This window comes from Actinomadura sp. NBRC 104425 (genome assembly GCF_030269545.1).
In the GTDB taxonomy this organism is placed as follows: Bacteria; Actinomycetota; Actinomycetes; order Streptosporangiales; family Streptosporangiaceae; genus Spirillospora; species Spirillospora keratinilytica.
Map to the genome: position 1 here is coordinate 47,854 of NZ_BSTN01000035.1, position 12,452 is coordinate 60,305.

The window sequence follows — 12,452 nt, forward strand, 5'->3', positions numbered from 1 at the left end:
GCCGTCACACGTTGCGCCGGTACTGGCCCCCGACCTCGAAGAACGCCTCGGTGATCTGCTGGAGGGTGCACACCCGCGCCGCGTCCATCAGCACCGCGAACACGTTCTCCCCGGACCGGGCCGCCTCCTTCAGCGCCTCCAGGGCGGCCGGCGCCTCCTCGCGGTGGCGCTCTGTGAAGGCGCGGACGCGCTCCAGCTGCGACCGCTTCTCCTCCTCGGTGGCGCGGGCCAGCTCCAGCGGCCCGTCCGCCGCGTCGTCGCCGTCGGGGTTGCGGAAGGTGTTGACGCCGATGATCGGCAGGGAGCCGTCGTGCTTGCGCTGCTCGTACAGCATCGACTCGTCCTGGATGCGGCCGCGCTGGTAGCCGGTCTCCATGGCGCCCAGCACCCCGCCGCGCTCGCTGATCCGCTCGAACTCGGCGAGCACCGCCTCCTCGACCAGGTCGGTCAGCTCCTCGATGATGAACGAGCCCTGCAGCGGGTTCTCGTTCATCGCCAGGCCCCACTCCCGGTTGATGATGAGCTGGATGGCCAGGGCGCGGCGCACCGACTCGGCGGTGGGCGTGGTGACGGCCTCGTCGTAGGCGTTGGTGTGCAGGCTGTTGCAGTTGTCGTAAATGGCGATGAGGGCCTGCAGCGTCGTGCGGATGTCGTTGAAGTTCATCTCCTGGGCGTGCAGGGACCGGCCCGACGTCTGGACGTGGTACTTCAGCTTCTGGCCGCGTTCGCCGGCGCCGTACCGCTCGCGCATGGCGATCGCCCAGATGCGGCGGGCGACCCGTCCGATGACGCTGTATTCGGGGTCCATGCCGTTGGAGAAGAAGAACGACAGGTTGGGCGCGAAGTCGTCGACGTCCATGCCGCGCGCCAAATAGGACTCGACGTAGGTGAACCCGTTGGCCAGCGTGAACGCCAGCTGGCTGATCGGGTTCGCGCCGGCCTCGGCGATGTGGTACCCGGAAATGGACACCGAGTAGAAGTTGCGGACGTTGTTGGCGATGAACCATTCCTGGATGTCGGCCATCATCCGCAGGGAGAACTCGGTGGAGAAGATGCAGGTGTTCTGCCCCTGGTCCTCCTTGAGGATGTCGGCCTGCACGGTGCCGCGCACCGTGGACAGCACCCGCGCCCGGACGTCGGCGGCCTCCTGCTCGGTGGGTTCGCGGCCGTGCTCGGCGCGGAAGGCGTCCAGGCCCTGGTCGATCGCGGTGTTGAGGAAGAACGCCAGGATGGTGGGCGCCGGGCCGTTGATCGTCATCGACACCGAGGTGGTCGGCGCGCACAGGTCGAAGCCGTCGTAGAGCGCCTTCATGTCGTCCAGCGTGGCGATGGAGACGCCGGAGGTGCCGACCTTGCCGTAGACGTCGGGGCGTTCGCCCGGGTCGCGCCCGTACAGCGTCACCGAGTCGAACGCGGTGGACAGGCGGGTGGCGGGCTGGCCCTCCGACAGCAGCTTGAAGCGGCGGTTGGTGCGGAACGGGTCGCCCTCGCCGGCGAACATGCGCGCCGGGTCCTCGTTGTCGCGTTTGAAGGGGAACACCCCGGCGGTGAAGGGGAACCGGCCGGGCAGGTTCTCCGCGCGCAGGAACCGCAGCAGCTCGCCGTGGTCCTGGTAGCGGGGCAGCGCGACGCGCGGGATGCGGGTGCCCGACAGGCTTTCGCGGGTGAGCTTGGTCCGCAGCTCCCGGTCGCGGACGCGGACGACCTGCTCCTCGCCGGAGTAGGCCTCCACGACCCGCGGCCACTGCTCGATCAGCGCGGCGCTGTCGGCCGAGACGGCGCGGCGGGCCTCGTCCAGCAGCCGGCCGACCTCGTCGGCGGCGGCGCCGGTCAGCTCCTCGCGTACGGCCGCCAGGCGCTGCACCCGCCGCACGGCCTCGACCTGGCGGGCCGTCTCGGCGTGGTAGCCGCGGACGGTGCGGGCGATCTCGGCGAGGTAGCCGGCGCGGGCGGGCGGGATGATCTGCGCGGTGCGGGTGGAGACGCGGGTGTCGACCCTGGGCAGGGTGCCGGGTTCCAGGTGCAGGCCGCGCTCGGCCAGCAGCCCGGTCAGGTGCTGGTAGAGGGCGGTGACGCCGTCGTCGTTGAAGGTGGCGGCGCTGGTGCCGAACACCGGCATGTCCTCGGGCCGCGAGCCGAACGCCTCGCGGTTGCGCAGCAGCTGGCGGGACACGTCGCGGAGGGCGTCGGCGGCGCCGCGCCGCTCGAACTTGTTGATCGCCACCACGTCGGCGAAGTCCAGCATGTCGATCTTCTCCAGCTGGGACGCGGCGCCGAACTCGGGCGTCATCACGTACAGGGCGACGTCGGCCAGCGGGACGACCGCGGCGTCGCCCTGCCCGATGCCGGGGGTCTCCAGGATGACCAGGTCGTATCCGGCGGCGCGGCAGGCGGCGACGATGTCGTCGATGCGGTCGGGCAGCTCGCGGGCGCCGCGGGTGGCCAGCGAGCGGAAGAACACATGGTCGCCGTCCAGGGAGTTCATCCGGATGCGGTCGCCGAGCAGCGCGCCGCCGCCGCGGCGCCGGGTCGGGTCGACCGCCAGCACCGCCACGCGCAGCTTGTCCTGCTGGTCGACGCGCAACCGGCGCACCAGCTCGTCGGTGAGGGAGGACTTGCCGGAGCCGCCGGTGCCGGTGATGCCGAGGACGGGGACGGCGCGGCGGGACGCGGCCTCGGTGATGACCTCGCGGTCGCGGTCGGGCAGCCGCCCTTCCTGCAGGCAGGTGATGGCGCGGGCCAGGGCGCGCCGCTCCCCCGCCAGCACGCCCTCCACCGGTTCGGGCGGCAGTTCGGCGTCGCAGTCGCGGATCAGCTCGTTGATCATTCCGGGCAGGCCGAGCCGCTGGCCGTCCTGCGGGGAGTAGATGCGCACGCCGGAGCGGGCCAGCCGGGCGATCTCGTCCGGGACGATCACGCCGCCCCCGCCGCCGAAGATCTTCACGTGGCCGGCGCCGGACTCGCGCAGCAGCCGCGCCAGGTACTCGAAGTACTCCACGTGGCCGCCCTGGTAGGAGCTGATGGCCACGCCGTGGGCGTCCTCCTCCAGGACCGCGTCCACCACCTCGCGCACGGAGCGGTCGTGCCCCAGGTGGATCACCTCGGCCCCCTGCGACTGCAGGATCCGCCGCATGATGTTGATCGCCGCGTCGTGCCCGTCGAACAGGGCCGCCGCCGTCACGAACCGCACCGGGCGCGCCGGGACGTGCATGAACCACCTCGCATGATCTGCGGACTCGGTCTGCGGACTCGACCCGTGGTGAACCGGGTCTGCGGACCGCTCTCCGGCCTTCCTACCCAAGACCTTGGACATCCAATATTTGGAAGCTAAAATAATTCGCATGCGCGACGCGGTCAAGGCTCCGGCCGACGGATACGGTGAGGCCGTGCCCGTTCCCGACCCCATCGCCGAAGCGCACCGGCAGTGGAGCGCGCGCTGGCCCGAGCACGCCGACCGGATGGCCGCGGTCACGTCGGTGATGCGCGTCCAGCAGCTGCTGCTCGCCCGGATCGAAACCGCCCTCAAGCCGCACGGCCTGACGTTCGCCGCCTACGAGGCGCTGCGCCTGCTGGCCTTCACCCGCACCGGCGCCCTGCCCATGGGCAAGATGGGGGCGCGGCTGATGGTGCACCCGGCGTCGGTCACCAACGTCATCGGGCGGCTGGAGCGCCGGGGCCTGGTGCAGCGCCGCCCTTCCCCCGACGACCGCCGCGTGGTCCTCGCCGAGATCACCCCCGCCGGGCGCGAGCTGGCCGAGGACGCCACCCGCGCCCTGCACGAGGCGTCGTTCGGGCTGCCCGACCTGACCGCCGAGCAGGCCGAGCAGGTCACCGCCGTGCTGCGCGCCGTGCGCGCCGCGGCCGGCGAGATCCCCCCGGAGCCGCCGCGGCCGCGCACCGGGCGTTGACTTCCCCGCGCCTCGTGCGGAGCGTGGGAGCAGATCACGAGCGGCAGGACAGGGAGGGAGTGCCCGCGTGGCGAACGAGACCGTGTTCACCTACGGCGCGCCGCAGCTGAAGTTCGGCCCCGGCGCGGCCGACGAGATCGGCTACGACCTGGCCCGGTACGGGGCGCGGCGGGCGCTGGTGGTGACCGACCCGGGGGTGGCCGCGACCGGGGCCCCGCAGCGCGTCGCGGACGCCATGAAGGCCTACGGCGTGGCGGCGGCGGTGTTCGACGGCGTGCAGGTGGAGCCGACCGACGACAGCCTGCGCCGGGCCGCCGACCACGCCCGCGGCACCGGCCCCTACGACGCGATCGTGGCGGTCGGCGGCGGGTCCAGCATCGACACCGCCAAGGCCGTCGACCTGCTGCTCACCAACGGGGGCGACCTGGCGGACTACCTCAACCCGCCGGTCGGCGCCGGGCGCGCCCCGGCCAAGCCGCTGCTGCCGCTGGTGGCCGTGCCGACCACCACGGGCACCGGCGCCGAGAGCACCACCGTGTGCGTGCTGGACGTGCTGGACCTGAAGGTCAAGACCGGCATCAGCCATCCGGCGCTGCGCCCCGTCCTGGCCGTGGTGGACCCCGACCTGACGGTGTCCCAGCCCGCCGGAGTGACCGCGTCGGCGGGGATGGACATCGTCTGCCACGCCCTGGAGTCCTACACCGCGCGGCCGTACGACGCGTTCGACCGCAAGGCGCCCGAGCAGCGCGTGCCGTACTGCGGCGCCAACCCGATCTCCGACATGTGGTCGGAGCGGGCGCTCACACTGATCGCCCGGTCGCTGCGCGCCGCCGTGCGCGACGGCGGCGACACCCGCGCCCGCGGCGACATGGCGCTCGCCGCGACGTTCGCCGGGCTCGGGTTCGGCAACGCCGGCGTGCACGTGCCGCACGCCAACGCCTACCCGATCGCGGGCCGCGTCCGCGGGTTCCGCCCGGCCGGCTACCCCGGCGACGGGCCGCTGGTGCCGCACGGCATGGCGGTGTCGCTGACCGCGCCCGAGGCGTTCCGGTTCACCTTCCAGGCATGCCCGGAGCGGCACGCGCGGGCGGCGGAGCTGCTCGCCCCCGGCCTGGAGCGCCCGGACGACCCGGCCGAGCACCTGCCGCGCGCGCTGCTGGCGCTGATGCGCGACATCGGCATCCCGGACGGGGTGGCCGCGGTCGGCTACACCGAGGCCGACGTGCCGGACCTGGTGGCGGGAACGATGAAGCAGCAGCGCCTGCTGGCCATCGCACCGCGCCCGGTGACCGAGGAGGACGTCGCCGGGATCTTCACCCGTTCGCTGCGCCTGTGGTGAGCCGCACCGGCCCCGTTCGGGAGGCCGCGCGGCGGCCGGGGGGACGCAGGTGAACTGGATCACTCTGCCTTTGTCCCGGTATATACCGTGATGAACCCCGGACCGCGGGCGGGTGGGGACCGGCACGACGTGGTGCCGGGCGTGCCCGGGGCGGGGCTGGAGCGGGAGATGACACACGCACCTCGCGGGGCCGAGGCACTGACCTACGGCTCCTACCTTCGGCTGGACCGGCTGCTGACCTGCCAGGAACCGCGCACCGGCGCGCACGACGAGCTGCTGTTCGTCGTCATCCACCAGGTCTACGAGCTGTGGTTCAAGCAGATCCTGCACGAGGCGGCGCTGCTGCAGCGCAGACTGGAGGACGGCAACAGCGCCGGATCGCTGCACACCGCCCGCCGCATCGCCAAGATCCTCAAGACGGTGGTGGGGCAGATGGACGTGCTGGAGACGATGACGCCCCGGCAGTTCGCCTCGTTCCGCGACGCCCTGGGCACCTCCAGCGGGTTCCAGTCGGACCAGTTCCGGCGGATCGAGGCGGTGCTGGGCCGCCGCTCGTTCCCCGCCTCCGACCTGCGCGACGACCCCGAGCTGCGGGAGACCGTGCGCCGCCCGTCGCTGATGGACTCGCTGCTGCGCTACCTGGCGGGGCGCGGCCGCCCCGTGCCCGCCGACCTGCTCGGCCGCGACCCGGCGCGGCCGTGGGAGCCCGACCCGCGGGTGCAGGACGTGCTGGTGGCGGTGTACGCCGACGACACAAGCCCCGAGGCGGAGGTCTGCGAGGCGCTGGTGGACGTGGACGAGGGCGTGCAGGAGTGGCGGTACCGGCACGTCAAGATGGTCGAGCGCACCATCGGCGCCAAGCTCGGCACCGGCGGGTCGGCCGGGGCCGACTACCTGCGCTCCACGCTGTTCACACCCGCGTTCCCGGACCTGTGGGAGGTCCGGTCGAAGATCGAGGAGGAGCCCGTCGATGGCGCGTGAGGAGAGCGTGGCCGTGGTCGGGGCGGGCCTGGCCGGATGCCTGCTGGCCACGCTGCTGGGCCGGCGCGGCGTGCCGGTGACGGTGTACGAGCGGCGCCCCGACCCGCGCGTCGCCGGGCCCGAACGCGGCCGGTCCATCAACCTGGCGATCTCCACGCGCGGCCTGGCCGCGCTGGAGGAGGTCGGGCTGCGCGAGGAGGCCCTGGCCCGCGCGCTGCCCATGCACGGCCGGATGGTGCACCCGCTGGGCGCAGGCCGCAACTTCCAGCCCTACAGCGCCGACCGCACCCGCGCGATCAACTCGATCAGCCGCGCCGAGCTGAACCTGGCGCTGCTGGACGCCGCCGAGGCCACCCCCGGCGTGACGGTGCGGTTCGGGCACCGGCTCACCAACGTCGACGCCGCCAAGGGCCGGCTGACGCTGGAGACGCCGGACGGCGTGGTCGCCGAGGACGCCGGCGTCGTGCTGGCCTGCGACGGCGCCTACAGCGCGGCGCGCCGCACCATCGAGGGCGTCGAGCCGTTCACCTGCACCCAGGACTTCCTCGAACACGGCTACAAGGAGCTGACCATCCCGCCGACGCCCGGCGGGGACTTCGCGCTGGACCCCGACGCCCTGCACATCTGGCCGCGCGGCGACGCCATGATGATCGCGCTGCCGAACCTGGACCGCTCGTTCACCTGCACGCTGTTCTGGCCGAAGGCCGACTTCGACGCGCTGGACACGCCGCACCGGGTGCGCGAGCACCTGCGGGCCCGCTACCCCGACGCGGCCGGGCTCATGCCGGGCCTGGTCGACGACTTCGCGCGCAACCCCGTCGGGTCGCTGGTGACGGTGCGCTGCTGGCCGTGGGTGCGGTTCGGCCGGGGCGCGACGGTGGCGCTGCTCGGCGACGCCGCGCACGCGATCGTGCCGTTCTACGGGCAGGGCGCCAACTGCGCGTTCGAGGACTGCGTGGAGATCGACCGGTGCCTGGAGGAGACCGGCGGGAACTGGCGGCGCGCGCTGTCGCTCTACCAGGAGCGGCGCAAGCCCAACACCGACGCGATCGCGCAGATGGCGCTGGACAACTTCGTGGAGATGCGCGACCGGGTCGCCTCCCCGGTGTTCCGGCTCGGCCAGGCCGCGCAGCACGTGCTGGAGCGGCGGCTGCCGGGCCGGTACGTGTCGCGGTACGAGCTGGTGTCGTTCAGCACCGTGCCGTACGCGCGGATCCCCGAGCGGATCAGACGGCAGAACCAGGCGCTGGCGGCGGCGGGGCTTGCGGCGTTCGCGGCGACGGGGCTGACCGTCCGGGCGACTCGGGCCGCCCTGCGCCGCCGGTCCGCCGCCGCGCCGCCCGCGGCCGGCGCCCGCGCCGTCCGCGCCGTCCGCGCCCTGCGGCGGAGCCGCTGACCAGGTCGTACAGCGCGGCGAGCAGGGCCGCCAGCACGAATGCGATGACGACGAACAGGCCGTGCCGGAACGCCAGCGCCCAGTCGCCGTGCGTGCCGGCGACGGTGGCGAAGTAGACCGCGCCGGTGGTGGCGATGCCGACGGCGGCGCCGAAGCGCTGCCCGGTCTGCAGCACCCCGGCGGCGCTGCCGCCGCCCGACTGCGGCACCTCCGCCAGGGTGATCGTCTGGTTGGGCGCGATGACCAGGCCGCTGCCGACCCCCGCCACCAGCAGCGGCAGGGCGGTGAACCACGCCACGTCCGGACCGGGCCGCAGCTCCACGGCGGCCCACAGCGCGATCAGCCCGGCGGCGACGACCGCCAGCCCCGCCGCGACGAGGGGGCGGCCGTAGCGCGCCACGATCCGCCCGCCGACCGTGGCGGCGATGGCCGACCCCAACGCGAACGGGGTCATCGCCGCGCCCGCCGGCAGGGCGCCGTAGCCGAGCCCGATCTGCAGGTAAAGGGTGTAGGTGAAGAAGATCGCGGTGAACCCGGCGAAGTACAGCACGGCGATGGCGGTGCCCAGGCCGTAGGAGCGCAGGCGGAACAGCGCCAGATCCACCATCGGCGAGGGGTGCCGCCGCTCCCACACCGCGAACTCCGCTATCACGGCGGCGCCGAGCGGCAGCAGCAGCCACTTTCCGCCGCCGTGCCACTGCCGCTCCTGCACGAACGGCAGCATCACGCACACCACGCCGACGCCCAGCAGCAGCACGCCGAGCGGGTCGAGGCCGCGCCGCTCCCCGTACCGGGGCGGGGGCAGCAGCCGCCACGCCAGCGGCAGCGCCACCAGACCGACGGGGATGTTGACGTAGAACACCCAGCGCCAGCCCTCCTCGACCCCGGCCAGGGCGATCAGCGCGCCGCCGAGCATGGGCCCGACGGCGGTGGCGATGCCGATGACGGCGCCGAGCGCGCCGAACGCCCGGCCGCGTTCGGCGCCGAGGAACAGCTGCTGGATCAGCCCGGCGGTCTGCGGCTGCAGCACGCCCGCCGCCGCGCCCTGCACCAGCCGGGCCGCCACCAGCAGCCCGACGGTCGGGGCGAGCCCGGCCAGGCCGCTGGAGGCGGTGAACAGCGCCAGCCCGGCCATGAACACCGCGCGGCGGCTGCGCGCGTCGCCGAGGCGCCCGGCCGGCACCAGCACCAGGCCGAACGTCAGCGCGTATCCCGAGACGATCCACTGCAGGCCCGACTCCGAGGCGTGCAGCCCCTGGCGGATCGACGGCAGCGCGACGTTGACGATGCTGACGTCCAGGAGGGTCATGAACGCGGCGACCAGGCACACCGCCAGGGCCCGCCAGCGCCGCCGGGCGCAGCGCACCGCCGCGGGCGCGCTCGCCGATCCGGTGGGCGATCCGGTGGGCACGGACCGGATCATGTCCGGGGCCGTCACGCTCCAAACACGGTGCCGACCGCGGCCCCGCGCGGGTCATCCCGCGGGTTTTTGTGACAAGGTGGTCATGTGACGGAAGTGCCGCCGGACCCCGCCCCCGACGACGAGGCGCCGCGGTGCTCGGCCAAGGGCTGCCGGGACGCCGCCGTGTGGGCGCTGCGCTGGAACAACCCGAAGATCCACACCCCGGAGCGGCGCAAGATCTGGCTGGCGTGCGACGCGCACCGCGAGCACCTGTCGGCGTTCCTTGACCGCCGCGGGTTCCTGCGCGACGTCGTCCCGCTCGCCGAGCTGGACGGGCCCGCCTAGCGCCGCCGGCCCGCCCGGGCGCAGACCCGCGCCTTCAGGCCAGGCCGGGCGGCGACTGCGCCGCACCGGACGCGCCGGCCGCCTTGCGCCTGGCCTCCCAGCCCTCGGCCAGCTCGGTGATGCGCGCGGCGGCGTCCCGGGCGGGCGCGCCGCGGCCGACGGCCAGGCCGAGCAGGAAGGCCGTCAGCGGGGCGCCGGGCCGGGCCACGCCGTGGGCGACGTCGCGGGCCAAATCCAGCACCAGGTCCCGGTCGACCTCGCCGCGGGCCAGGCCGAGCTCCCGGCAGACGGCCTCGATCCACTCCTCCAGCATCGTCATCCCTCCCCTTCGGTCAGCAGGCGCCGGGCGTGCGCCAGTGCGCCGGGGGTGTCGCAGTCGTACCACGCAGGCCGCTCCCGCTCCGCGCCGCCCGGCCCGAGGGACACCCGGGCGGGCGCCAGCGGGCCCAGCAGGCCGCGCAGCGAGGCGCCCCGGTAGCCGGTGAGCGCGGCGCGCAGTCCGGCGGTGCGCCAGCATCCCGCGAGCCATTGTTCCCGCCCGTCCGCGTCGACCAGCACCGCCCCCGGCGCAGCGGCCGCGCGCGCGGCGGCCAGCAGCGCGGCGACGTGCCCGGGGAGCAGGAACGGCATGTCGGCGGCCAGCAGCGCCAGCCAGGGGGCCCGCACCTCGGCCAGCCCGGCGCGCAGGGCGGGGACGGGCCCGGCGCCGGGCGGGTCCTCGCGCACCACGATCGCGTGCGGCAGCTGCGCCCGGGGCGGCCCGACGACGATCAGGCGCCGGGCGTCCCGCACCGCCTCGGCGACGCGCTCGACCAGGGTGCGGCCGCCGACGGTCAGGCCGGGCTTGTCGGCGCCGTCCATCCGGCGGGCGCGGCCGCCCGCCAGCACCACCGCGTCGAACCCCTCGCCGGACGCTGTGCCGGCCCCCGAGCCGCCCGCCTGCGTCATCGGCTGCTCCATCGGCGCCGCACTCATCCGCCGATCGCGGACATGGGGCGGGCGGGCTGCAGGAAGGAGGGGTCGTCGATGCCGTGCCCGGCGCGCTTGCCGCGCACCGCGGCCCGCCACCGCTCGGCCAGCTCCTCGTCGGAGGCGCCGCCGCGCAGCGCGGTGCGCAGGTCGGACTCCTCGGTGGCGAACAGGCAGTTGCGGACCTGCCCGTCGGCGGTGAGCCGGACCCGGTCGCAGGCGCCGCAGAACGGCCGGGTCACCGAGCCGATCACCCCGACCGTGCCGGGGCCGCCGTCGACCAGGTACGTCTCGGCCGGGGCGCTGCCGCGGGCCGCCGGGTCGCCGGGGGTGAGGGTGAACTCCTCGCCCAGCCGGGCCAGGATCTCGTCCGCGGTGACCATGCCGGCGCGGGTCCAGCCGTGCTGGGCGTCCAGCGGCATCTGCTCGATGAACCGCAGCCGGTAGCCGCGGTCGAGGCAGTAGCGCAGCAGCGGCACCGCCTCGTGGTCGTTGACGCCGCGCATCAGCACCGCGTTGACCTTGACCGGCGCCAGACCCGCGGCGGCCGCGGCGGCCAGGCCGGCCAGCACGTCGCCGAGGCGGTCGCGGTGCGCCAGCCGCCGGAACACCTCGGGGTCGAGGGTGTCCAGGGACACGTTGACCCGGTCCAGGCCCGCCTCGGCCAGCGGGGCGGCCAGCCGGTCCAGCCCGATGCCGTTGGTGGTGATCGAGATCTGCGGGCGGGGCCGCAGCTCGGCGGTGCGCCGCACGATGCCGGCCAGGCCGCGGCGCAGCAGCGGCTCGCCGCCGGTGTAGCGGACCTCGGTGATGCCGAGCCGTTCGACGCCCACCCGCACCAGCCGCACCACCTCGTCGTCGGTGAGCAGCTCCGGCTTGGGCAGCCAGTCCAGGCCCTCGGGAGGCATGCAGTAGGAGCACCGCAGATTGCACCGATCCGTCAGGGAGACCCGCAGATCGGTGGCGGTACGACCGAAGGTGTCGACCAGCACGGACGCCCTTTCCCGCTGCCGTCGGCGGCGCCGAGTCCGGCGGACCGCCTGATTTGCCGTGAATCACCAGCCTATTGCCGCGGTTGACGATCCGCGCACGCCGCGAGACGGTATCGGGAAGATAACCCGAGACCATGTCCGCCGAGGGCCCCGGAGGTGCGGCGATGACCACGGCACGGCGCTGGGAATTCGCGGGGACGCGCGGCGCGGTCACCGCGCGGACCTGGCCCAACCCGGACCCGCGCTACGTCGCGGTGCTGGTGCACGGGTACGGCGAGCACCTCGGCCGCTACGACCACGTCGCCGCGGCGCTCGTCCGGCACGGCGCGGTGGTGTGCGGGCCCGACCACGCCGGGCACGGCCTGTCGGCGGGCGACCGCGTGCTGGTCGAGGACGTCGGCGACCTGGTGGCCGACGTGCACACCGTCGTGGCGTCGGCCCGCGACGACCATCCGGGCCTGCCCGTGGTGATGATCGGCCACTCCATGGGCGGGCTGATCGCCACCCGCTACGCGCAGCTGCACGGCGCTCGGCTGGCCGCGCTGGTGCTGTCGGGGCCGGTGCTGGGCCGCTGGGACGCGCTGTCGCAGCTGCTGGCGCTGGAGGAGATCCCCGACGTGCCGATCGACCCCGGCACCCTGTCCCGCGACCCCGCCGTCGGCAAGGCCTACGCCGCGGACCCGCTGGTCTGGCACGGGCCGTTCAAGCGGCCGACGCTGGAGGCGCTGGACGCGGCGATCCGGGCGGCGTCCGCGCACGGCCCGCTGGGCGACCTGCCCACGCTGTGGGTGCACGGCGCCGACGACCGGCTGGTGCCCCTGGACGGCACCCGCACCGGCATCGAGGCCGTCCGCGGCTCCGAGCTGACCGAGCGGATCTACCCCGGGGCCCGGCACGAGGTGTTCAACGAGACCAACCGCGACGAGGTCCTCGCGGACGTCACGGCGTTCGTCGACCGGGTGCTGGCCGGCGCCGCCTCACCGCCGGTCTAGCTGTGCTGTTCGGACAGGTTGGTGACGCGGCTGGCTGGGGTTTGGCCTGCGATGCCGGTGTGGGGTCGGTGGTAGTTGTACCAGTCGAGCCAGTCGCCGAATGCGGCTTGTCGTTGGGTTTCTGAGGT

General features: G+C 74.4%; 11 protein-coding genes and 1 pseudogene. 6 read left to right on the plus strand and 6 right to left on the minus strand.

All coding sequences use genetic code 11. From position 1 onward, the window contains the following. Positions 1-4 precede the first annotated feature (4 nt). Positions 5-3,211, minus strand: a complete 3,207-nt coding sequence (icmF, locus tag QSK22_RS30710; protein ID WP_285497964.1) for a fused isobutyryl-CoA mutase/GTPase IcmF — start codon at positions 3,209-3,211, stop codon at positions 5-7. A gap of 130 nt (positions 3,212-3,341) precedes the next feature. Here icmF and QSK22_RS30715 point away from each other — a divergent pair, with 130 nt between their 5' ends. From QSK22_RS30715 to QSK22_RS30730, 4 genes and pseudogenes are all read left to right on the plus strand, one after another. Next, positions 3,342-3,908, plus strand: a complete 567-nt coding sequence (locus tag QSK22_RS30715) for a MarR family transcriptional regulator (protein ID WP_285497965.1) — start codon at positions 3,342-3,344, stop codon at positions 3,906-3,908. Positions 3,909-3,975: 67 nt separating this feature from the next. After that, a complete protein-coding gene (locus QSK22_RS30720) occupies positions 3,976-5,247 on the plus strand; it encodes a hydroxyacid-oxoacid transhydrogenase (protein ID WP_285497966.1) in 1,272 nt (423 codons plus the stop codon). 90 nt (positions 5,248-5,337) lie between these two features. Continuing rightward, positions 5,338-6,228, plus strand: coding sequence for a tryptophan 2,3-dioxygenase (locus QSK22_RS30725; RefSeq protein ID WP_285497967.1), 891 nt, complete (start codon positions 5,338-5,340; stop codon positions 6,226-6,228). Next, positions 6,218-7,273 (plus strand): annotated as a pseudogene (locus QSK22_RS30730) (FAD-dependent oxidoreductase); the annotation flags it as partial. The gene QSK22_RS30725 and the pseudogene QSK22_RS30730, both read left to right, overlap by 11 nt. Before the next feature lie 181 nt (positions 7,274-7,454). On the opposite strand, the gene QSK22_RS30735 reads toward QSK22_RS30730, so the two are convergent. Then, entirely contained in the window at positions 7,455-9,035 is a 1,581-nt protein-coding gene (locus QSK22_RS30735) for an MFS transporter (protein ID WP_285497968.1), read from the minus strand. 96 nt (positions 9,036-9,131) lie between these two features. Between QSK22_RS30735 and QSK22_RS30740 the strand changes: the two genes are divergently transcribed. After that, positions 9,132-9,371, plus strand: a complete 240-nt coding sequence (locus QSK22_RS30740; RefSeq protein WP_285497969.1) for a hypothetical protein — start codon at positions 9,132-9,134, stop codon at positions 9,369-9,371. A gap of 34 nt (positions 9,372-9,405) precedes the next feature. Here the strand turns inward: QSK22_RS30740 and QSK22_RS30745 are convergent, their stop codons facing one another. The 3 genes from QSK22_RS30745 to moaA are packed head-to-tail and all read right to left on the minus strand — an operon-like array spanning position 9,406 to position 11,332. Further along, positions 9,406-9,690, minus strand: a complete 285-nt coding sequence (locus tag QSK22_RS30745; protein WP_285497970.1) for a DUF6457 domain-containing protein — start codon at positions 9,688-9,690, stop codon at positions 9,406-9,408. Continuing rightward, positions 9,687-10,319: a molybdenum cofactor guanylyltransferase gene (mobA, locus tag QSK22_RS30750; protein ID WP_285497971.1), complete on the minus strand. Its 633-nt coding sequence runs from the start codon at positions 10,317-10,319 to the stop codon at positions 9,687-9,689. The genes QSK22_RS30745 and mobA overlap by 4 nt, the downstream gene beginning before the upstream one ends. A gap of 23 nt (positions 10,320-10,342) precedes the next feature. Further along, a complete protein-coding gene (gene moaA, locus QSK22_RS30755; RefSeq protein ID WP_285497972.1) occupies positions 10,343-11,332 on the minus strand; it encodes a GTP 3',8-cyclase MoaA in 990 nt (329 codons plus the stop codon). 164 nt (positions 11,333-11,496) lie between these two features. On the opposite strand from moaA, the gene QSK22_RS30760 reads away from it, so the two are divergent. Next, on the plus strand, positions 11,497-12,324 hold the full coding sequence (locus QSK22_RS30760; RefSeq protein ID WP_285497973.1) for an alpha/beta hydrolase: 828 nt from the start codon (positions 11,497-11,499) through the stop codon (positions 12,322-12,324). On the opposite strand, the gene QSK22_RS30765 is transcribed toward QSK22_RS30760, so the two are convergent. After that, positions 12,321-12,452: integrase core domain-containing protein (locus tag QSK22_RS30765; RefSeq protein WP_285497976.1), on the minus strand; the 132-nt coding region annotated here is incomplete at its 5' end. The two genes, QSK22_RS30760 and QSK22_RS30765, sit on opposite strands and share 4 nt — an antisense overlap.

Excerpts from the sequence above, each read along its gene's own strand:
- QSK22_RS30715 (WP_285497965.1), top strand. The coding sequence starts at position 3,342 with ATGCGCGACGCGGTCAAGGCTCCGGCCGACGGATACGGTGAGGCCGTG.
- QSK22_RS30725 (WP_285497967.1), top strand. The coding sequence starts at position 5,338 with ATGAACCCCGGACCGCGGGCGGGTGGGGACCGGCACGACGTGGTGCCG.
- mobA (WP_285497971.1), bottom strand. The coding sequence starts at position 10,319 with ATGACGCAGGCGGGCGGCTCGGGGGCCGGCACAGCGTCCGGCGAGGGG.
- QSK22_RS30760 (WP_285497973.1), top strand. The coding sequence starts at position 11,497 with ATGACCACGGCACGGCGCTGGGAATTCGCGGGGACGCGCGGCGCGGTC.
- QSK22_RS30745 (WP_285497970.1), bottom strand. The coding sequence starts at position 9,690 with ATGACGATGCTGGAGGAGTGGATCGAGGCCGTCTGCCGGGAGCTCGGC.
- icmF (WP_285497964.1), bottom strand. The coding sequence starts at position 3,211 with ATGCACGTCCCGGCGCGCCCGGTGCGGTTCGTGACGGCGGCGGCCCTG.